A 20346-nucleotide genomic window follows, 5' to 3' on the forward strand; every position below is an offset into this window, starting at 1 on the left:
CGCGTCAGTTCCGCTACATTCATCCAGATTATTCCTAATCTGAGTGTCTATAAATCCATCAACTCATCAGCATTTTACGTGTTTTGCGCGGATTTTTTTCAACAGAACCTCAACCGATGCAGCATATTTCTATTACACTGCCGCTTTTACCTCACTTGACATAAATTGACAGGAGAAAGGATGCCTGCTTTATCCCGTACGTCGTCGGTCTGGATGCCGGTTGCCGTCATACTCATCGCCATGATGTCCATCCAGAGTGGTGCATCGCTGGCGAAATCTCTTTTCCCCATCGTGGGGGCACCCGGCGTCACGGCGCTTCGAATCGCGTTAGGCACCCTGATCCTCGTGGTCATCTTCAAACCCTGGCGACTGCGGTTTAAAAAAGAGCAGCGTTTGCCTCTGCTTTATTATGGACTGTCTTTGGGCGCGATGAACTATATGTTCTACCTCTCAATACAAACCATCCCGCTTGGCATTGCCGTTGCACTGGAATTTACCGGCCCGCTGGCCGTTGCCCTCTTCTCTTCCCGCCGTCCGGTTGACTTTATCTGGGTGGTGCTGGCGGTGCTGGGATTATGGTTCCTGCTGCCGCTGGGTCAGAGTGTTTCGCAGATCGACCTGACCGGTGCCGCGCTGGCGCTGGGCGCGGGAGCCTGCTGGGCGATCTATATTCTTTCTGGTCAGCGCGCCGGGGAGGAACACGGTCCGGCCACCGTGGCGCTGGGTTCGCTGATTGCGGCAATCATTTTTGTGCCGCTCGGCATGGCGCAAGCCACGGAATCAATATGGCAGTGGTCGGTCATGCCGATCGGTCTGGCCGTCGCCATTCTCTCGACCGCACTCCCCTACTCGCTGGAGATGATTGCCCTGACGCGCTTGCCTACGCGTATCTTCGGCACGCTGATGAGCATGGAGCCTGCCCTGGCGGCGATCTCCGGGATGATTTTCCTCGGGGAAACCCTGACCTTCACGCAGACGCTGGCGTTGTGCTCAATCATCGCGGCCTCAATGGGGTCCACGCTGACGATGCGCCGGGAGCCGAAGGTTGAAAAGCTCGATATAAACTGATTGCTTTATTCTGCATGGCTGCATAGCCATGCAGAATATCGGCCAGAATTCTCACCTGAATTATTCATTCACACTTTTGTGTTAATTCCAGATTATTCCCGCAACGCCTCACGTGTTATTTCAAAAATCTCACGCCCCGTGACAAATATTACAAATCCCTTAAAAAACAACAAAATAAAAAAACAAAACTCTTCTTACTATTAAACCAATAGGCAAGACCTGACCCCCACAGTAAAAATCAGGTGCTATACTGTTTCTCGGTAATTACCTGGGACATTAACATCAAGAGGATATGAGATTATGAGTACCGCTAAACTGGTGAAAACGAAAGCGTCTAATCTGCTTTATACCCGTAACGATGTATCAGACAGCGATAAAAAAGCGACGATTGAGTTGCTGAATCGCCAGGTGATCCAGTTCATCGACCTGTCGTTGATCACTAAACAGGCCCACTGGAATATGCGCGGTGCAAACTTTATTGCCGTTCATGAAATGCTGGATGGATTCCGCACCGCACTGGTCACCCACCTCGATACCATGGCAGAACGTGCCGTGCAGCTCGGCGGTGTGGCGCTGGGTACCACGCAGGTCATTAACAGCAAGACCGCGCTGAAAAGCTACCCGCTGGATATCCACAGCGTACAGGATCACCTGAAAGAGCTGGCTGACCGTTACGCCGTCGTGGCTAACGATGTGCGTAAAGCCATTAGTGAAGCGAAAGACGAAGACACTGCGGATATCTTCACCGCCGCGTCTCGCGACCTGGATCAATTCCTTTGGTTTATCGAATCTAACATCGAATAATCCATACGAAGTTCCAATCAAACCCTCGCCCCGGCGGGGGTTTTGCACGTTTATGGTGCGTCACTTTTTCTAAACCACCTGCAAAAGTGAATAAAATGTAATAATCACCTCACACAACGGTTAATGGAAGATTGTTTTTTGGTCTGAAATTGCGCTAAATATCATCCCGTCAGTTAACCAAAACGAAGCGCACCAAAACGGTGCTCCATCTTGGTGCAAAACAAGCGCGTTGCCACGAATAGCGTGCAGCGCGTGTCTTCATCCCCTATGCAAAACAACAACTTGTAAAGTTGGCATGATTTTTTCATTGTGCCAGATGTTCTCGCAGGGGATCGCCCCGTGGATATAAAAGGAAATGCTATGAAGTCTGTATTAAAAGTTTCACTGGCTGCACTTACCCTGGCTTTTGCGGTGTCTTCTCAGGCCGCCGACAAACTGGTTGTGGCAACTGACACGGCTTTCGTTCCGTTTGAATTCAAACAGGGTGATAAATACGTTGGTTTCGACGTGGATCTGTGGGCTGCTATTGCGAAAGAACTCAAACTGGATTACACCCTGAAGCCAATGGACTTCAGCGGCATCATCCCTGCGCTGCAGACCAAAAACGTTGACCTGGCGCTGGCGGGTATCACCATTACCGACGAACGTAAAAAAGCGATCGACTTCTCTGACGGCTACTACAAAAGCGGCCTGCTGGTGATGGTTAAAGCCGACAATAACGATGTGAAAAGCGTGAAAGATCTCGACGGCAAAGTAGTGGCAGTGAAAGGCGGTACTGGCTCCGTTGATTACGCAAAAGCGAATATCAAAACGAAAGACCTGCGTCAGTTCCCGAACATCGACAATGCCTACATGGAACTGGGCACCAACCGCGCGGATGCGGTTCTGCACGACACGCCAAACATCCTGTACTTCATCAAAACCGCGGGCAACGGCAAGTTCAAAGCGGTAGGCGATTCTCTTGAAGCACAGCAGTACGGTATTGCGTTCCCGAAAGGCAGCGACGACCTGCGCACTAAAGTGAACGGCGCGCTGAAAACCCTGAAAGAGAACGGCACCTATAACGAAATCTACAAAAAATGGTTCGGTACCGAGCCTAAATAATTTCACCTGAAATCAGGTTTGTACGCCCGGTGGCGCTAACGCCTACCGGGCCTACGTTTTTCGTTTTTTGTTTTTCACCACGGTATACAGGAATACATCATGCAGTTTGACTGGAGCGCCATCTGGCCTGCCATTCCTCTCTTGCTTGAAGGCGCCAAAATGACCCTGTGGATTTCGGTCCTCGGTCTGGTTGGCGGGTTGATTATCGGCCTTGTTGCCGGTTTCGCCCGCACCTACGGCGGCTGGATTGCTAACCACATCGCGCTGGTTTTCATCGAAGTGATCCGCGGCACGCCAATTGTCGTGCAGGTTATGTTCATTTACTTCGCCCTGCCCATGGCTTTCAACGACCTGCGCATTGACCCGTTCAGCGCCGCCGTTGTCACCATTATGATCAACTCCGGTGCCTACATTGCGGAAATTACCCGCGGCGCGGTGCTGTCGATCCATAAGGGCTTCAGCGAAGCAGGTCTGGCGCTGGGGCTTTCCCGTCGCGAAACCATTCGTCACGTTATCCTGCCACTGGCGCTGCGCCGCATGCTGCCGCCGCTGGGTAACCAGTGGATCATCAGCATTAAAGATACGTCGCTGTTTATTGTTATCGGGGTAGCCGAACTGACCCGTCAGGGCCAGGAGATTATCGCGGGCAACTTCCGTGCGCTGGAAATCTGGAGTGCGGTAGCCGTCGTCTACCTGATCATCACCCTGGTTCTGAGCTTTGTTCTGCGTCGTCTTGAAAGAAGGATGAAAATCCTGTGATTGAATTTAAAAACGTTTCCAAGCACTTTGGCCCGACGAAGGTGCTGCACAATATTGACCTCAACATTCAACAGGGTGAAGTGGTGGTCATTATCGGGCCGTCCGGTTCCGGTAAATCAACCCTGCTGCGCTGCATCAACAAGCTGGAAGAGATCACCAGCGGCGATCTGGTTGTCGATGGCCTGAAGGTCAACGATCCGAAGGTTGACGAGCGACTGATCCGCCAGGAAGCCGGGATGGTGTTCCAGCAGTTCTACCTGTTCCCGCACCTCACGGCGCTGGAAAACGTGATGTTTGGCCCCCTGCGCGTGCGCGGTGCCAATAAAGCGGCAGCCGAAGCGCTGGCAAAAGATCTGCTCGCCAAAGTGGGACTCGCCGAGCGGGCGCATCACTACCCGTCCGAGCTGTCCGGTGGTCAACAGCAGCGCGTGGCGATTGCCCGCGCGCTGGCGGTTAAACCCAAGATGATGCTGTTCGATGAGCCGACATCTGCGCTTGACCCCGAGCTGCGTCACGAAGTGCTGAAAGTCATGCAGGACCTGGCCGAAGAAGGGATGACGATGGTGATCGTGACCCACGAAATCGGCTTCGCGGAGAAAGTGGCGTCTCGCCTGATCTTCATCGATAAAGGCCGCATTGCCGAAGACGGCAACCCGCAGGAGCTGATTGCCAACCCGCCAAGCCAGCGCCTGCAGGAATTCCTGCAGCACGTCTCCTGAAGACGGCTGGCCGTTAAACATCAAGCCGGGCATGCCCGGCTTTTTTACGCCAGATTGTTCCCAAAAATCCCCCCCGGTTCCCCGCACTCTATACTTATCATTTTGCTGGACATTTTCGCCGGAGGACGCCGTGCCGTGGATCCTGTTGCTGTTGATTAGCCTTTTTAGTGCTCCCTCGCTTGCCGTTGCGATACCAGGTGTAACAACCGGAACCGCCGCTACACAGCAAAATACGCCCCCACCGGAACCGGACGCCGAACAGAAGAAAGCCGCCTACAGCGCGCTGGCCGACGTGCTTGAAAATGATGCGTCCCGGCAGGAATTAATAGGTCAACTGCGTAAAGTCGCGGCAACGCCACCGCAGGAAGATGTCCCGGCGATCGCCCCGCCCGATGAGAAAGAACAAAAAACGGTGCTGGAGAATGTCACCGACGTCAGCCGCCACTACGGCGATGCCCTGGCTTCACGTTTTGCCCAGCTCTACCGCAACCTGATTGGTTCTCCCCATAAGCCGTTCAATCCCCAAACCTTCTCTGCCGCCGCCACGCAATTTCTCATCCTGGCAGGCACGGTATTCATTTTTTACTCGCTGGTGCGCCTGTGCGCCTGGCCGCTGTATCGCAAGATGGGCCAATGGGGACGTAAAAAGAACCGCGAGAAAAGCAGCTGGCTACATTTGCCGGCGATGATCGCCCTGGCGTTTATCATCGACTTACTGCTGCTGGCGCTGACCCTGTCTATCGGCCAGGTGCTTGCCGATCGTCTCAATACGGGCAATAAAACCATCGCCTTTCAGCAGGCGCTTTTCCTTAACGCCTTCGCTCTGATCGAATTTTTCAAAGCGCTGCTGCGTTTACTCTTCTGCCCACACGTCCCGGAGCTGCGCCCCTTTTCGATTCAGGAACGCACCGCAAAATACTGGGCCTTACGTCTGAGCGTGCTCAGCGGCCTGATTGGCTACGGTCTGCTGGTCGCCGTGCCGATTATCTCCAACCAGGTGAACGTGCAGTTCGGCGCGCTGGCGAACGTGCTGATCATGATCTGCATCACCGTCTGGGCCTTGTACCTTATCTTTCACAATAAAAAAGCCATTACCGAGAGTCTGCTGCATCTGGCCGACCGCTCCCTCTCCTTCTTCAGCCTGTTTATTCGCGCCTTCGCGCTGGTCTGGCACTGGCTGGCAAGCGCGTACTTTATTGTGCTGTGCTTCTTCTCGCTGTTTGATCCGGGTAATAGCCTGAAATTTATGATGGGGGCGACGTTCAAAAGCCTGGCAATTATCGGCATCGCGGCGTTTGTCTCGGGCCTGCTGTCGCGCTGGATCTCGAAAACCATCACCCTCTCCCCGCACGTTCAGCGCAACTATCCGGAGCTGCAAAAACGGGTTAACGGCTGGATGTCGGTATCCCTGAAGGTGGCGCGCATTCTGACGGTGTGCGTCGCCATTATGTTGCTCCTGAACGCCTGGGGGTTGTTCGATTTCTGGAACTGGCTGCACAACGGCGCGGGGGAAAAGACCGTCGATATTCTGATCCGCATTGCGCTGATTCTGTTCTTCTCTGCCGTAGGCTGGACGCTGCTGGCGAGCCTGATCGAAAACCGTCTGGTTTCGGATATTCACGGCAGGCCCTTGCCAAGCGCCCGCGCCCGCACGCTGCTGACCCTGTTTCGCAACGCGCTGGCGGTGATTATCAGTACCATCACCATCATGATCGTGCTCTCTGAAATCGGCGTGAATATCGCACCGCTGCTGGCAGGTGCCGGTGCCCTGGGGCTGGCTATTTCTTTCGGCTCCCAGACGCTGGTGAAGGACATCATCACCGGTATCTTCATCCAGTTTGAGAACGGGATGAACACCGGCGACCTGGTGACCATCGGGCCGCTCACCGGCACGGTGGAGCGGATGTCGATTCGCTCCGTGGGCGTGCGTCAGGATACCGGCGCATACCACATCATTCCCTGGTCCTCGATCACCACCTTCGCCAACTTCGTGCGCGGGATTGGTTCGGTCGTGGCGAATTACGATGTGGATCGCCATGAAGATGCCGATAAAGCGAAGCAGGCGCTGCAGGATGCGGTAGCGGAGTTGATGGAGATGGAGAACATTCGCGGGCTGGTGATTGGCGAGCCGTCGTTTGCGGGCATTGTCGGGCTGACGAACACCGCCTTTACGCTACGCGTGTCGTTCACCACCCAGCCGCTGAAGCAGTGGACGGTGCGCTTCGCGCTCGACAGCATGGTGAAGAAACATTTCGATCTGGCGGATGTGCGGATGCCGGTGCAGACGTATCAGGTCGTCTCTCCGCCTTCGGCCACACCGCTGCCGCCGCAGGAGCCGACGCTGTAGCCTGGTTGCCGGGTGGCGGCTTCGCCTTACCCGGCCTGCGGGACACATTATTTGCGGCGTTTGTTATCGTCCATAAACGACCAGGCGATGAATCGGCTCTGCTTCTGCCCCTGCGCCATCTCTTTTTTGACCACTTTTACCGCGCCCGCATCGGTCAGGGCACGGTACAGCGGCGGCAGGTTGTCGCCGCGTGAGACTAACGTCGTGAACCACTTCACCTGGCGGCCATAGGCTTTGCTCTCATCAATCATGCGCAGGATAAACGCCACTTCACCGCCTTCACACCACAGCTCCTGCTGCTGGCCGCCAAAGTTCAGCGCCGCATCTTGCGCCTGGCCCAGATTGCGACGCTTGCGCTCGCTGCCCGCACGGGCGGTTGCCGCGGAGTCATGGAACGGCGGGTTGCACATCGTGGCATCGTACTGTTCGTTTTTATGAATGATGCTGTTGAAAATCGACGACGCATCTTTCTGGCGACGCAGGCGAACCGCGCGGCTTAACCCCGGGTTGGCGTTGATGATGGCCTGCGCGCTTGAGAACGCCTCTGCGCCCGTTTCACTGCCGGTAAAACGCCAGCCGTATTCATGCGCGCCAATAAGCGGGTAGATCAGATTCGCCCCGGTACCGATATCCAGAACGCTTGCCTGCGCGGGAACCACGCCGTCGCAATCGTCGGCCAGCAGATCGGCAAGGTGGTGAACGTAATCGGCACGGCCGGGTACGGGCGGGCAGAGAAAGCCTTCAGGAATGTCCCAGTGCGTCACGCCGTAGAAATGGGCCAGCAGCGCTTTGTTCAGCGCTTTTACCGCCTGCGGATCGGCAAAGTTAACCGAGGGCTCACCGGCCGGGGTCTGGACGATAAAAGTCTTTAGCTCCGGGCAGCTCTGGCACAGGGCATTCATGTCATAACGGCTGCGGTGGCGATTACGGGGGTGCAATCCGGGCTTTTGGGAAGTCATGGCGTTCTCCTTTAAACAGCGGCGTAAGATACCCTTTGCTGACCCAACGGTAAATATTTCTGTGAGGCGAACAAAAAATAGACAAAAATCAACGGCGTGTATGTCTATGATCTGTCAGCGTTTTGTCAATTAACATCGTTCAAAAAATAAGCAGATCATCATCAAATTTTTGCGCTAAATCACACTCTCAGGGCATCTAAACTTAACTGGAATCACCCGTTGTTTCTCCCGGAGGATGTGATTATGAAAAAATACTTGTCCCTCGCTGTCATCGCCGGAGCACTCGCGACCGCCTCATTTTCTGCCTGGTCTGTAGAGCCTCTCACCCCCAGCAACGACACCAGCCAGCTGCGCCCTGCCGGTACTGTCTCCGTCAGCCGCGCAAGCAACCTTGACGATCTTCAGAGCAAGCTGGCTGAAAAAGCCCGTGAAGAAGGTGCGAAAGGTTTTGTGGTGAACGCCGCCGGTGGCGATAACCATATGTACGGCACAGCCACTATCTATAAATAACGTTCCCCCCGACTGCATCTGGGCAACAGATGCAGTTTCACCCTACCGCGCCTTGTACGTTCACCTTTTAACCCCATATCGATCCTATACTTTATATAAACACCACTTATATAAACACGACACTGGAGGATGCCATGGCTTCCGGCTGGGCAAATGACGACGCAGTAAACGAACAGATCAACAGTACCATTGAAGATGCTGTTGCCCGCGCTCGCGGTGAAATTCCGCGCGGTGAGAGTTTGTATGAATGTGAAGAGTGCGGCGATCCCATTCCCGAGGCGCGGCGAAAAGCCATCCCCGGCGTGCGGTTATGCATCACCTGCCAGCAGGATAAAGATTCGCATAATACCTCACACGCAGGATATAATCGCAGAGGATCGAAAGACAGCCAGTTACGTTGACCTGGCTTTACGCAAATTCACGACGAAAGCGGTTTCCTTTACGCTCACGCTTTTCAGCGAACCGCGTAGCAAATCGTGCCCTTCACGCGACTTCTGTAAAGCGCAGCGGCAAGAAACGTAAATCGCTTCGCTGAATTTATTACTATTCAATATGTTATTTGTCATTCAATTTTTTTGAGCAACCACGTCAATTCTCTTCGATTTTATCCTCCGCAAAAAACCGTGATACTTATCACATCGACGGAACATCGTCCCCTTAACAGAATCATCTGCGAGAGAATAATCATGAAAACCATCAAATATGCTGTTGCCGCTGTTGCCCTTTCCGCTCTGTCCTTTGGCGCTTTCGCCGCAGAGCCTGTCTCCGCCACTCAGGCGCAGAACATGAACAAAATCGGTGTGGTCAGTGCTGAAGGCGCTACCACGCTGGACGGCCTGGAAGCAAAACTGGCTGAGAAAGCAGCGGCTGCCGGCGCAAGTGGATACACCATCACCTCCGCGAACAACAATAACAAGTTAAGCGGTACCGCGGTTATCTACAAATAAGCGAACGCATTATGCTCCACCCTCACCTTACCCTCTGGTGAGATGCTCCAACCCTCATTGACCCTGTTGTTGTTACCCTTTGTTTGCCCGTCCGCCACTGGACGGGCTTTTTTTTGCCTAAAACGCCTGCGCCACGCGCTCAAGCCCTGCGTCCAGCGTCGCCACCTCACCCGTCGCCAGCAGACAACACGCCATCTGCAGCATTATCGCGCGCGGTACGGGGACATTGCCTGCCAGACACTGTTCAATCCAGCGCGCGGTAGTATGCGGATCTTTCGCCGCAGGCAGGATAACGTCTGTGTTCTCCTCGCCGCGCTCAAGCAGCGCGCGCGTGCCCTGTGCGTCGATCAGCACCAGCTGTGGGCAGCGCTGCGGGTTGGCATACACCTCCCCTTCCGTACCGTGCATCAGTAACGCCCTGCCGCCGATCGCGTCAAAGAAGGTGCCTACGCGGGTGACATACTCCGGATGCGACACGCTGGAGAGACGCAGCGCGGCATCTTCCGCAAACGGCGTCGCCAGCTTTGCCAGGGTGTGGGCGCTGTTACGCACCCCCATTCGCCAGCGCATATCCAGCTGCTTCTCCAGCGGCGGGCAGAGCGCTTTCACCGGAATAAACACGGGCTGATGGCTGTCGAGCTTTGCCTGCGCCTGGCCGGCGTGCAGGGTCGGCTCAATCCCCAGCTGTTCAAAAATGGTCTGGGTCAGAACGCGCGTAGGATCTTCACTCACCCCGTGCACCACCACCGGAAAACCGAGCTTGTGCAGCAGGATCGCCAGCAGCGGCGTCAGGTTCGCCTGCTTGCGCGCGCCGTTATAGCTGGGAATAACAATCGGCATTGGTTTTGCCACCGGTGGCGTCAGGCGGATTGTCTGCGCCTGCATGGCGTCGTAAAAACCGCGCATTTCGGCTTCCCCTTCCCCCTTGATCCGCAGGGCAATCAGTATGCCGCCCATTTCCAGATCGGGTACTTCGCCGATCAGCATATGGCTGTAGAGCGCGCGGGCAGTTTCACGATCCAGGTCGCGAGCGTGGTTTTTCCCGCGCCCTACTTCTTTGATAATTTTGCGATAATCCACGACATTTCTCCTTCCTGCATAGTGCTCTCACTATAGCCCTGATGAAGTCCCGCCAGATAGCCTTTTATCCCCGAAAACAGCGCCCGCGTTTTTGAACATAAAAAATAATGCAAGAAAAAGTTCAATTATTTGTGAGCTGAATACAAGAATCTTCTCCGCCCGGATTTTGTTTAAATATCGACCGAAGTTAGTGAGGAACAACGGCGGAAACTTCCAGGCAAGGTCTCCGCCCTACATCAGGATTAATTATGAATAAGATTGCGTTAGGTCTCTTCGTCGCATCCGTTGTGGGCTGCTCGGCCTCCGCTTTTGCGGCAACGGACGGAGAAGGACAAATCAACTTTACGGGCGAAATCATTGATTCCGCGTGTCAGGTTGTAAATGGTTTAAGTAATCCGTTGAACGTGACCTTAGGCAAGGTCTCGAAAACGGTCTTTACCGGTGCAGGCTCCACCAGCACCGCCACGAAATTTGATATTGAGCTGAAAAACTGCCCGGAAACCGTTACCTCGGCGTCCATCAATTTTGGCGGTACGCCAGATGCGAATAACAACACGACGCTGGCGCTGACCCCGGATGCGGATGCGGCAAGCGGCGTGGCGATCCAGCTGCTCGACTCTTCTGAACAACCCGTGAGCTTATACACGCCGTCCAAAGAGTACCCTCTGGCTTCCGGAACCGCCGTTAACGATCTTGAATTTGGTGCACGTTATATTCAAACCCAGGCAGCGGTCACCGCAGGCCCGGCAAACTCCGTCTCCACATTCACCGTTATTTATAACTGATATCATCCTTCAAGGACTATTTTTCGTGTGATCAATAGTCCTTCCTTATTTTGAGAAACAGCTATGCGTCACGGTTATTTACTGAGCACACTTTTACTGGTTGCAGCGACCGCACATGCGGGGGTGATTATTAACGGCACGCGCCTTATTTACCAGGGAGGGAAAAAGGAATCCTCAATCGGTATTTCAAACCCGGATGCAACAGATTATCTGGTGCAGTCCTGGGCGGATTCTGGCGGTAAAAATCTGGCGAAAGCGCCGTTTCTGATTACGCCTCCCCTTTTTCGCCTGGATGCCAAAGAAGATAACGTATTGCGCGTTGTCCGCACCGGCGGAAATTTACCTGAAGATCGCGAGTCGCTTTTTTGGCTGAATATTAAAGCCATTCCCTCATCAAAACGCGTTGAGGGCGTGAATACGCTGCAAATCGCCATCAACACGCGCATTAAATTACTTTATCGCCCGTCATCGGTTAAAGGCAAACCGGAAGACGTGGCCGATAAGCTGGAATGGCACCGCGAGGGCAACGACCTGGTGGTTAATAACCCAACGCCATTTTATATGAATTTCCAGAGCGTCACGCTGAACGGCCACAAAATTGATAAAGCCGGCTGGGCCGTGCCAGAAACGCAAACGCGCATCGCACTGCCTGCTCATACCGGCGGCTCTAACGTCACCTGGTCAATTATTACTGACTACGGCAGCATCAGCAAAAGCTGGTCTACATCCGTTCATTAATCGACAGCCAAACAGTGGATTGAATGGTTATTTATACCTCTACCCCAGGAAGGCCGTTCAGGCTGCCTTCCGTTTACCGATTACTGACTCTGCTGACCCTGATATGCGGTCTGGCAGTGATTGGTTTTTCGCAAAAAACGCGGGCAGATGATTATTTTAACCCGGCGCTGCTTGACGTCGATAATCCACAGCAGGAAAAAACTGACCTGTCTATTTATGAAAAAGGACCAGGTCAGGCGCCTGGAAAATATCAGGTCGCCATTTATATCAATAACAATAAAATTGATACCCGCGACGTCACTTTTACGCTGCAAAAAGCGGCGTCGGGCGAGACTTCGCTTCAGCCCTGTTTTAGTCTGGACGAGTTAAAGAGCCTCGGCATTAAAACCAAATCGTTTCCTGCGCTGGCGGGCGCGGGGAAATGTGCCAACCTGCACGCCATTCCGGCGGCCTCGGCCACGTTTCGCGTCAGCAATCAGCAGCTGCTGTTGAGCATTCCGCAATCCGCGCTGGGCCAGATGCCGCGCGGCTATATCGACCCGAAAGAATTTGATGAGGGGATCACCGCCGGAATACTCAACTACAGCGCCACCGCCAGCCAGACGCAGGCCCGCCAGCCCGGCATGCAGGACAGCAGCAGCCAGTACGTGAATCTTCGCCCCGGCCTGAACATTGGCGCGTGGCGCATCCGTAACTATTCCACCTGGAACCGCAGCACCACCGGCCACGAAGAGCAGCAGAAATTCTCGTCGGTTTACACCTATGCCCAACGCGATATCGTGGCGATGAAAAGCGATGTGACGCTGGGCCAGAGCAGCTCCCCGGCCGACGTCTTTGACAGCGTGCCCTACACCGGCGTGCAGCTTAACTCCGACAGCGACATGCTGCCGGACAGCGAAAGAGGCTACGCCCCTATCATTCGCGGGACCGCGCACAGCAACGCGCAGGTGGTGGTCCGCCAGAACGGCTACGTCATTTATCAGAACACCGTGGCGCCGGGCGCGTTCGAAATTAACGATTTGTACCCCACCGGCAGCAGCGGTGATTTACAGGTCACCGTAAAAGAGACGGACGGCAGCGAGCGCCACTTTGTGGTGCCTTACGCCTCTGTCCCCGTTTTGCAGCGTGAAAAGCACCTGAAGTACAGCGCAACCGCGGGCCGCTATCGTTCCTACGATAAAGACGTCGAGAAAACGCCCTTTGCCCAGGGCAGCGCCATCTATGGTTTACCGTACGGCTTCACCGCCTACGGCGGCCTGCAGCAAAGCAGCCATTACCACTCCGCGGCGCTCGGCACCGGGAAAAACTTTGGCGATCTCGGGGCGTTCTCCATTGACGTCACTCGCGCCAAAGCGCTGCTCAAGAAACAGAAAGCCAGCAAAGGCCAATCCTGGCGCCTGCGTTACAGCAAAGACTTTGCCGGCACGGGTACCAACTTCTCGCTGGCAGGCTATCGCTACAACAGTAAAGGGTTCTACACCCTGGAAGACACCATGGAGTCGTACACCCATGCCAGCGACTGGTCGGCACCGCAGCAGCGTCGCGCCCGTACCGAGGCCACCATCGATCAGACGCTGGGCGAAGGCTGGGGGTCGGTCACGCTGAGCCTGGTGAAAGAGACCTACTGGACCCAGAGCCAGGACATGACCTCCATGAGCGTCAGCTACAACAACAGCTGGAAGGGCATCACCTACAGCCTGAGCTACAGCCTGAACAAAAATACCAACGACAGCGATGAAAACGGCGAGTCGGTCAGCAACGATAATCTGTTCGCGCTGAGCGTTTCGGTTCCGCTCGACCGCTGGATGCACAACACCTGGGCTACCTACAACATGAACAACAGCAAGGACGGCACCGTACAGAACCTCGGGGTAAACGGCACGGCGCTGGAGGAGAACAACCTTAACTGGAACGTTCAGGAAGGTCTGGACTCCTCAGGTAACGGCAACTCAACCAGCATGAACGCCGACTATAAGGCCACCTACGGCGAACTGAGCGGCGGCCTGAGCCAGGATAAAAACCAGCGCACCGCCAACGTGGGCCTGCAGGGCGGGGTTATCGCCCATGCCAACGGCATCACCCTGAGCCAGCCGCTGGGCGAAACCATCGCCCTGGTGAAAGCGCCGGGCACGCACGGGACGCACATCGCCAACCAGACCGGCGTTGAGACCGACTTCCGCGGCTATACCGTGGTGCCGTTTGTGACCGCATACCGACACAACACCATCGAGCTGGATACCGAAACGCTGCCGGACGATGCCGACGTGACGCACGCGGCGCAAATCGTCACCCCCACCCGCGGCGCGGTGGTGCGCGCCACCTTCAACACCCGCGTGGGCAACCGGGTGCTGATGACGCTGACGCACGGCGGTAAGCCGCTGCCGTTCGGCGCAACGGTTACCACGGAAGATAAAGACAGCGAGTTTATCGTGGGCGTTGACGGCCAGACCTATCTCTCCGGGCTGCCGAGGCGCGGCAAGCTCGACGTGTCATGGGGGCAGGACGCCAGCGAGCACTGTGTCGCAAATTACGTACTTACGGACGAGAAAAATAAAACCAACATTATTAACGCTGCTGCGCAGTGTCACTAATCCATCGTGAAGGCTTAGCATATGCAACTCGTTAAATCGTTCTTCTTTCTTCTCGTTCTGGGCACGGCATCGTTCTTTATGCCTCATGCAAAGGCCACCTGTACGACGCCGGACATGCCGAAGATGATCAACGTTGCCTCGGTTTCCGTGCCGACAACCCTGCCGGTGGGGGAAACCATTCCAGGCACCGAGCAGACCGTTCACGTCGCGGGCAATTGCGATGAAAGCGTCGACAGCGGCCTTGAGATTGTCTCCTGCTACTACGGCACCGGTTCAGAAATTCCCGGCATGAGGGGGGTGTATGATTCGGGTGTTGAGGGCATTGGCGTCGCCCTGATGAACGAACAAGGTCAGCGCATCAGAGGCGCGGGCGGCGTACAGTGTGACTCCCGGGAAACGCCGATTGGCTATATCTCGACCGACGGCAAACAGTCGTTCAGCTTCAACGTCACCCTGGAGCTGGTAAAGACCAGCGATAACGTCATCTCCGGGACGCTTGTGCAGTCGCAAACCAGATTTGGCATCGGCGTCTTTGCCCATGAAGGCATCGGCAACCCTAACAATATCGCCTACTCCGGCAACGTGATCCTCCACCAGGTGACCTGCTCGGTGTCACCAAAAGATCTGACCGTGAATCTGGGCGATTTCCCGTTAAGTGATTTTGTGGGTACCGGCACGCTCTCCGATCCGGCGCAAACGGTCTACGTCAACGTTAACTGCGACACGACAGTCCAGCCGCAAATGAAGGTTACCAGCGGCAACGGCTACGAGAGCGCGTTCCCCGGGGTGATTAAGCTTACCCAGGAGAGCGGCGTCGCCACGGGCATCGGCGTCAGAATGCTGGTGGACGGCATGATCCCGACGTTTGGTGAATATGAGTCGCTGGGGACCGAAGCCTATGCCAACCAGACGCTGCGCATTCCGCTGGAGTTGCGCTACGAACAAACTGCTGCCCTTGTGACCCCTGGCCCTGCCAACACCGTCGCCACCGTCACGCTTGCCTATAAGTGATCTCAGATGAAAAAAATCATGTTGTTAACGCTGCTGGGGCTGATGACGAGCGCCCATGCAGATGACATTAATCTCCAGATAACGGGACATATCTATGCCAACACCTGCGTCGTGGACAGCGCCAGCCGAAATTTGACCGTCGATTTGGGCCAGGCAACCGCAACGAGCTTTAAAAGCGTGGGCGATACGGGAGAGTGGAAAGAATTTTCCCTGAAGGTGTCGCATTGTCCGTCAAGCCTGACGCTGTCGAACGCCTTTTTTTACGGCCAGCCCGACAGCGTTCACCCGACGAAATTTGCCAATACCGGCAGCGCAAAAGGCCTTGCGCTTGAACTGGCCGACCGGCAGGACAACATCCTGATTTCGCCGCAGGCCAGTTTTAACGTGGTGATTAACAAAAGCGACCATACGGCAGAGTTCCCCCTGGCCGCCCGCTACTATGCAACCTCCACGCCCGTCAGCGCCGGTACGTTTAACAGCGTTGTGCAGGTGACATTCACTTACCAGTAGGACCGCGCCCCTTAGCACGGATGCTTTTTTTACGCCCGGCAATCACTTTCGCCGGGCGTTTTTTTACCTCGGGCACGTCGGGCTGTTCAATCGGGAACACGGGCAAGGCGTTCAGCAACCGCGGGCCGTAATTTTTGGTCAGCAGCCGTTTATCGTAAATCACCACCTCGCCCCAGCAGCCGTGGCTACGAATCAAGCGCCCCACCTGCTGAATCAGGTTAAACGACGCCGCCGGCAGGCTTTGCACCTCAAACGGATAGCGATTCAGGCTTTTCAGCCATTCGCCCTCGGTGATCACCACCGGGCTGTCGATAGGCGGGAAGGCGATTTTATGGATATGCACCTGGGTTAAATAATCCCCCTTCAAATCCAGCCCTTCCGCGAACGACTGCAGGCCGATCAGCACGCTGCGCTCGCCGCCGTCAATACGCTGGCGGTGCAGCTCGACCAGCCGGTAGCGGGGCTTATCGCCCTGCACCAGCAGCAGTAACCGCAGGTCGGTGACGTGTTCAAGGAAGCGCTGCATCGCGCGCCCGCTGGCAAACAGCACCAGCATGCCAGGGAATTTTTTGCTCTCAAGCTGCTCACGGAAGTAGGCCGCCATCTCGGCGATATGCTGTTCTTCGTTGTCGATAAGCGGCTCGTACTGCATACGCGGGATCACCAGCTTGCCCTGCTCGCAGTGGTTAAACGGCGAATCCAGCGCCACGAAGCGGTCGCCCGCTTTCTCCCGGAGGCCGCTCATCTCCTGCAGCCTGGAGAAGCTGTTCAGGGAACGCAGCGTGGCTGACGTGACGACGACATGCGGCACGCTGCGCCAGATGAGCTTTTCCAGCTGATCGGCAACGCGGATACCCACGCAGTGGAAAAAGAGGTGCACCTGCCCGTCCCGCGTTTCCCGGGTCGCCCATTTGGTGACCGGCGCGCCGGACGCCTGCGCCAGAGAGGCCAGCCGCCAGAGCTTGCTTTGCGCCTCGAACATGCCGAGCGCGCGGTTCATCTGCAACAAAATACGGTGCAGGCGCACCACGTCGTGGGTGCCGGTTTTCTCGCTCAGGTCGTTTAAGAACATCTCCGCCAGCCCGCGCAGCTTCTCAAGGTGCTTCGCCAGCTGCTGGCAAATCTCCATCACCTCGTCCGGCAATTCGCCCATGGCAAAGCGGTGTTCCGCCTCCTGGGTCTGCGGCAAATACAGGTTGAGGATGTTATTCAGCGACGAGATTAGCCCGTACACCTCGTCGCAATGCTCGTTGAGGCGTTCAGGCACCGCCAGCGGTGGCGTGGTTTTCGGGCGGAACTGCTCCATGCAGGTTGCCACCAGCTTGCAGAACAGATCGAGCTGCAGGCGGAACCACGGGGCGGTAATTTCGGCGCTCATCTCCAGAGCATCGCGCGCGACGTCCGGCAGATGGTGTCCTTCATCCAGCACCAGCAGCAGGTTTTTCGGCTCCGGCAGCACAGCTTCGCTCTCAAGCGCCGCCATCACCAGCGCATGGTTTGCGACCACCACTTCCGCTTCCTGAATCTCGCGGCGGGCGACAAAGAACGGGCATTCGCGGTAATAGTGGCAGTTGCGGTTCAGGCAGCTCGCTTTATCGGTGCTCAGCCTGCGCCAGAGATCGTCGCTGATGGCCTCGCTGGTGTGGTCGCGCAGTCCGTCCCACTTATAGCCGTCGAGATCGGTTTTCAGTTTGGCGCACCGCTCCTGCTCGGCCTTGTTGTTCGGCGTCAGTTCATCATCAAGAAACGCCAGCAGATCCTGTTGCGCAGGCTCGCTGCTGGCGAGCGCCGCCAGGTTACGCGGGCAGACGTAGCGACCACGGCCAAAGGCGGCAGTAAAACGGAGATCGGGGATAATTTTGCGCAGCAGCGGCAGGTCTTTGCTGAAGATTTGATCCTGCAACGCCACGTTGGCGGTACTCACCACCAGCGTTTTTTGCTCTTCCCGCGCAATCGCAATGCCGGGGATAAGATACGACAGGGTCTTCCCGACGCCCGTCGGGGCTTCAATCGCCAGATGCCGCCCGTCGTCCCCGGCGAGCGTTTTTGCCACATCAGCAATCATCTGCCGCTGAGGCGCTCGGGGAATAAAGTCGGGGATCTGCTGTTGTAGCGCCTTATACCAGGCGCCAATTTGCGCTTTGAGCGCCGCGGTTAAAGCCATCGTAAACCTGAAATACTGTATAAACAGCCACTATTGTGGCACTTTCCGGCGGATGCCGCAAAAAGAAAAAGTCCAGATGTAAGGACAAGAGCCTCGCAGCGAATCTACACAAAGGCTCTTTGTTATTTCAGTGGCATCGTTCCGTTCACTTTAACTATCCTGCTACCTGGTCATTTCTCTGCGGTGAACGTGCTAAGGGGGCTACCGCCGCCCCCTTAGCAATCCCGGCTCCCGGCAGAGAAAATCGCCGCTTCGCGGTGCCCTCAGCTTATTCCTTCCGGCTTTCGGGTCGGGCACCAGCCTGCATCCCTGCAGGCTATGCCCTCGCCGCGCATCCCTGCGCGTCGCCCCGGCCTTCAGGAAACGCTTCGGCGATTTTCAGCCGGACTCTCGCTCCCTCAACCTTTTATGCCGCCTGAATGTGGCACCGCCGTTGAGTCCCGCAGAAATCGGCGAACCGGAGACCGGATGACAAGGGCTGGACGCCATGGATGGCGGCCAGAGGCGAAACGAGACAGGACGTCGAGTCGAGCCGACCGCAGGGAGACGGTCGGGAGGTGAGCGCAGTGCGAAGCACCGATTTCATGGCGGGCCGCGGGGATTGACAAGGGGGCCGCGGTGGCCCCCTTGTCACGTTCACGGGTAATGAACGTATTATATTCTGTGGATATTAAGGTGAACGTAACCTTCAATTATAACCAACAGACAATCATCCCAGAAAACTACACGCTGGCAGGTTTACGCGGGCGGCGTCGACGCTGCCCTTCCCCTGCTGGCCGGGCTTCACCGCTGCGCCACGGGTTCTCGCCGCCGGATTTCGCTTCGCCGTTTCGGCGCGGCGGTTTACCGGATGCTTTCGGCGCGCCGCCTTCCGAACGGCGCGGCTGCTGCTGTCCACGACCACCGCCGCCGCCACGCTGCTGACGGCCATTCTGAATCGGCTCCGCCTGAATAGACGGATCGACATCGTAGCCTTCGGTGGTGATGCGCGGGATCTCTTTCTTCAGCAGACGCTCAATATCGCGCAGCAGTTTGTGTTCATCGACGCAAACCAGAGAGAGGGCTTCGCCGGTCGCCGCCGCGCGACCGGTACGGCCGATACGGTGAACATAATCTTCCGGCACGTTTGGCAGCTCGTAGTTCACCACGTGCGGCAGCTCTTCAATGTCAAGACCGCGGGCGGCGATGTCCGTTGCCACCAGCACGCGAATGTCGCCAGACTTAAAGTCCGCCAGCGCACGGGTACGCGCGCCCTGGCTCTTGTTGCCGTGGATTGCCGCGCTGCGGATGCCGTCTTTATTCAGCTGTTCCGCCAGGTGGTTGGCGCCGTGTTTGGTGCGGGTAAAGACCAGCACCTGCTGCCAGTTGCCCTGCCCGATCATCTGGGAGAGCAGCTCGCGCTTGCGTTTCTTATCCACGAAGTGAACATGCTGCGTCACCTGCTCGGAGGCGGTGTTGCGGCGCGCCACTTCCACTTCCAGCGGGTTATGCAGCAGCTTTTCAGCCAGCGCCTTGATCTCGTCTGAGAAGGTCGCGGAGAAGAGCAGGTTCTGACGACGTGCAGGCAGTTTAGCCAGCACGCGGCGAATGTCGTGGATAAAGCCCATATCCAGCATGCGGTCAGCTTCATCCAGCACCAGAATTTCAATCTGATCGAGCTTCACCGCGTTCTGGTGTTCGAGATCCAGCAGACGGCCCGGCGTTGCCACCAGCACGTCCACGCCGCCGCGCAGTTTCATCATCTGCGGGTTGATGCTCACCCCGCCGAAAACCACCAGCGAGCGAATGTTGAGATAGCGGCTGTAATCACGCACGTTCTCGCCAATTTGCGCGGCCAGCTCGCGGGTTGGGGTCAGGATCAGCGCACGGACCGGGCGACGGCCTTTAGCGTGCGGCTGGTTTTTTACCAGCAGCTCTAACAGCGGCAGGGTAAAGCCCGCGGTTTTTCCGGTACCGGTCTGGGCGCTGGCCATCAGGTCACGGCCCTGCAGCACGGCAGGAATCGCCTTCTGCTGAATAGGGGTTGGCTCGACGTAGCCCTGCTCTGCGATTGCGCGCAGAATTTCCGGGTTCAGGCCAAGGGAATCAAAAGACATAAAAACTCCGAACCGCCCCGACCGTCACTGGTGTAGTTTTCAGGGAGATATTACGAATAGGGAGGACAAAAACCACAATGTCGTGAAGTTGCGCAGTGTAGCAGCTTTTGTGACGTGGCGCATAAAATATCCCTTAGCCGCGCCTCGACAGCCC

Annotated in this window: 18 protein-coding genes; 14 read left to right on the top strand and 4 right to left on the bottom strand. The window is 56.2% G+C overall.

Annotated features, from left to right (window positions below):
* The first annotated feature begins 180 nt into the window (after positions 1–180).
* The 6 genes from rhtA to ybiO all read left to right on the top strand — a co-directional run bounded on the left by rhtA (position 181) and on the right by ybiO (position 6801).
* Complete coding sequence (gene rhtA, locus I6L58_RS05335; protein WP_042321066.1) at positions 181–1068, top strand: threonine/homoserine exporter RhtA; 888 nt, start codon at positions 181–183, stop codon at positions 1066–1068.
* 300 nt (positions 1069–1368) lie between these two features.
* Positions 1369–1872 (top strand): DNA starvation/stationary phase protection protein Dps, encoded by a 504-nt coding sequence (gene dps / locus I6L58_RS05340; RefSeq protein ID WP_006177298.1) that lies wholly within the window; start codon positions 1369–1371, stop codon positions 1870–1872.
* Positions 1873–2232: 360 nt separating this feature from the next.
* Positions 2233–2976 carry a glutamine ABC transporter substrate-binding protein GlnH gene (gene glnH, locus I6L58_RS05345; protein ID WP_006177296.1) on the top strand — a complete coding sequence of 248 codons (744 nt, stop codon included), beginning with the start codon at positions 2233–2235 and terminating at the stop codon, positions 2974–2976.
* A 99-nt stretch (positions 2977–3075) separates the two neighbouring features.
* Positions 3076–3735 (top strand): glutamine ABC transporter permease GlnP, encoded by a 660-nt coding sequence (glnP, locus tag I6L58_RS05350; protein WP_010428919.1) that lies wholly within the window; start codon positions 3076–3078, stop codon positions 3733–3735.
* Complete coding sequence (gene glnQ, locus I6L58_RS05355) at positions 3732–4454, top strand: glutamine ABC transporter ATP-binding protein GlnQ (protein WP_006177294.1); 723 nt, start codon at positions 3732–3734, stop codon at positions 4452–4454. The genes glnP and glnQ overlap by 4 nt, the downstream gene beginning before the upstream one ends.
* 130 nt (positions 4455–4584) lie before the next feature.
* Entirely contained in the window at positions 4585–6801 is a 2217-nt protein-coding gene (ybiO, locus tag I6L58_RS05360) for a mechanosensitive channel protein (RefSeq protein WP_058610594.1), read from the top strand.
* Between the two features lie 47 nt (positions 6802–6848).
* Here ybiO and rlmF read toward each other — a convergent pair whose 3' ends face one another.
* Positions 6849–7760, bottom strand: coding sequence for a 23S rRNA (adenine(1618)-N(6))-methyltransferase RlmF (gene rlmF, locus I6L58_RS05365; RefSeq protein ID WP_176399408.1), 912 nt, complete (start codon positions 7758–7760; stop codon positions 6849–6851).
* A gap of 243 nt (positions 7761–8003) precedes the next feature.
* Here rlmF and mcbA point away from each other — a divergent pair, with 243 nt between their 5' ends.
* The 3 genes from mcbA (at position 8004) to ybiJ (ending at position 9217) form a co-directional block, all read left to right on the top strand.
* Positions 8004–8270 (top strand): DUF1471 family periplasmic protein McbA, encoded by a 267-nt coding sequence (gene mcbA / locus I6L58_RS05370; protein WP_042321058.1) that lies wholly within the window; start codon positions 8004–8006, stop codon positions 8268–8270.
* A gap of 134 nt (positions 8271–8404) precedes the next feature.
* Positions 8405–8671 carry a DksA/TraR family C4-type zinc finger protein gene (locus I6L58_RS05375; RefSeq protein ID WP_006177289.1) on the top strand — a complete coding sequence of 89 codons (267 nt, stop codon included), beginning with the start codon at positions 8405–8407 and terminating at the stop codon, positions 8669–8671.
* 285 nt (positions 8672–8956) lie between these two features.
* Positions 8957–9217, top strand: a complete 261-nt coding sequence (ybiJ, locus tag I6L58_RS05380) for a DUF1471 family protein YbiJ (protein ID WP_006177287.1) — start codon at positions 8957–8959, stop codon at positions 9215–9217.
* Positions 9218–9334: 117 nt separating this feature from the next.
* Here the strand turns inward: ybiJ and ybiB are convergent, their stop codons facing one another.
* On the bottom strand, positions 9335–10297 hold the full coding sequence (gene ybiB / locus I6L58_RS05385) for a DNA-binding protein YbiB (RefSeq protein ID WP_088207634.1): 963 nt from the start codon (positions 10295–10297) through the stop codon (positions 9335–9337).
* Positions 10298–10545: 248 nt separating this feature from the next.
* Between ybiB and I6L58_RS05390 the strand changes: the two genes are divergently transcribed.
* The 5 genes from I6L58_RS05390 (at position 10546) to I6L58_RS05410 (ending at position 15932) form a co-directional block, all read left to right on the top strand.
* Positions 10546–11082: a fimbrial protein gene (locus I6L58_RS05390; protein ID WP_006177284.1), complete on the top strand. Its 537-nt coding sequence runs from the start codon at positions 10546–10548 to the stop codon at positions 11080–11082.
* Positions 11083–11145: 63 nt separating this feature from the next.
* Entirely contained in the window at positions 11146–11820 is a 675-nt protein-coding gene (locus I6L58_RS05395; protein ID WP_088207635.1) for a fimbrial biogenesis chaperone, read from the top strand.
* Between the two features lie 23 nt (positions 11821–11843).
* Entirely contained in the window at positions 11844–14411 is a 2568-nt protein-coding gene (locus I6L58_RS05400; protein ID WP_140418795.1) for a fimbria/pilus outer membrane usher protein, read from the top strand.
* A 21-nt stretch (positions 14412–14432) separates the two neighbouring features.
* Positions 14433–15422, top strand: coding sequence for a fimbrial protein (locus tag I6L58_RS05405; RefSeq protein WP_058610589.1), 990 nt, complete (start codon positions 14433–14435; stop codon positions 15420–15422).
* Positions 15423–15428: 6 nt separating this feature from the next.
* Entirely contained in the window at positions 15429–15932 is a 504-nt protein-coding gene (locus I6L58_RS05410; protein WP_006177280.1) for a fimbrial protein, read from the top strand.
* On the opposite strand, the gene dinG is transcribed toward I6L58_RS05410, so the two are convergent.
* Positions 15919–18096 carry an ATP-dependent DNA helicase DinG gene (dinG, locus tag I6L58_RS05415; RefSeq protein WP_058610588.1) on the bottom strand — a complete coding sequence of 726 codons (2178 nt, stop codon included), beginning with the start codon at positions 18094–18096 and terminating at the stop codon, positions 15919–15921. The genes I6L58_RS05410 and dinG overlap by 14 nt on opposite strands.
* A 722-nt stretch (positions 18097–18818) precedes the next feature.
* Positions 18819–20192, bottom strand: a complete 1374-nt coding sequence (rhlE, locus tag I6L58_RS05420; RefSeq protein WP_088207636.1) for an ATP-dependent RNA helicase RhlE — start codon at positions 20190–20192, stop codon at positions 18819–18821.
* Positions 20193–20346: the final 154 nt, after the last annotated feature.

Origin of the sequence: Enterobacter cancerogenus (assembly GCF_019047785.1) — a bacterium.
Taxonomy (GTDB): Bacteria; Pseudomonadota; Gammaproteobacteria; order Enterobacterales; family Enterobacteriaceae; genus Enterobacter; species Enterobacter cancerogenus.

Excerpts from the sequence above, each read along its gene's own strand:
- rhtA (WP_042321066.1), top strand. The coding sequence starts at position 181 with ATGCCTGCTTTATCCCGTACGTCGTCGGTCTGGATGCCGGTTGCCGTC.
- dps (WP_006177298.1), top strand. The coding sequence starts at position 1,369 with ATGAGTACCGCTAAACTGGTGAAAACGAAAGCGTCTAATCTGCTTTAT.
- glnH (WP_006177296.1), top strand. The coding sequence starts at position 2,233 with ATGAAGTCTGTATTAAAAGTTTCACTGGCTGCACTTACCCTGGCTTTT.
- glnP (WP_010428919.1), top strand. The coding sequence starts at position 3,076 with ATGCAGTTTGACTGGAGCGCCATCTGGCCTGCCATTCCTCTCTTGCTT.
- rlmF (WP_176399408.1), bottom strand. The coding sequence starts at position 7,760 with ATGACTTCCCAAAAGCCCGGATTGCACCCCCGTAATCGCCACCGCAGC.
- mcbA (WP_042321058.1), top strand. The coding sequence starts at position 8,004 with ATGAAAAAATACTTGTCCCTCGCTGTCATCGCCGGAGCACTCGCGACC.
- I6L58_RS05375 (WP_006177289.1), top strand. The coding sequence starts at position 8,405 with ATGGCTTCCGGCTGGGCAAATGACGACGCAGTAAACGAACAGATCAAC.
- ybiJ (WP_006177287.1), top strand. The coding sequence starts at position 8,957 with ATGAAAACCATCAAATATGCTGTTGCCGCTGTTGCCCTTTCCGCTCTG.
- I6L58_RS05390 (WP_006177284.1), top strand. The coding sequence starts at position 10,546 with ATGAATAAGATTGCGTTAGGTCTCTTCGTCGCATCCGTTGTGGGCTGC.
- I6L58_RS05395 (WP_088207635.1), top strand. The coding sequence starts at position 11,146 with ATGCGTCACGGTTATTTACTGAGCACACTTTTACTGGTTGCAGCGACC.
- I6L58_RS05400 (WP_140418795.1), top strand. The coding sequence starts at position 11,844 with ATGGTTATTTATACCTCTACCCCAGGAAGGCCGTTCAGGCTGCCTTCC.
- I6L58_RS05405 (WP_058610589.1), top strand. The coding sequence starts at position 14,433 with ATGCAACTCGTTAAATCGTTCTTCTTTCTTCTCGTTCTGGGCACGGCA.
- I6L58_RS05410 (WP_006177280.1), top strand. The coding sequence starts at position 15,429 with ATGAAAAAAATCATGTTGTTAACGCTGCTGGGGCTGATGACGAGCGCC.
- dinG (WP_058610588.1), bottom strand. The coding sequence starts at position 18,096 with ATGGCTTTAACCGCGGCGCTCAAAGCGCAAATTGGCGCCTGGTATAAG.
- rhlE (WP_088207636.1), bottom strand. The coding sequence starts at position 20,192 with ATGTCTTTTGATTCCCTTGGCCTGAACCCGGAAATTCTGCGCGCAATC.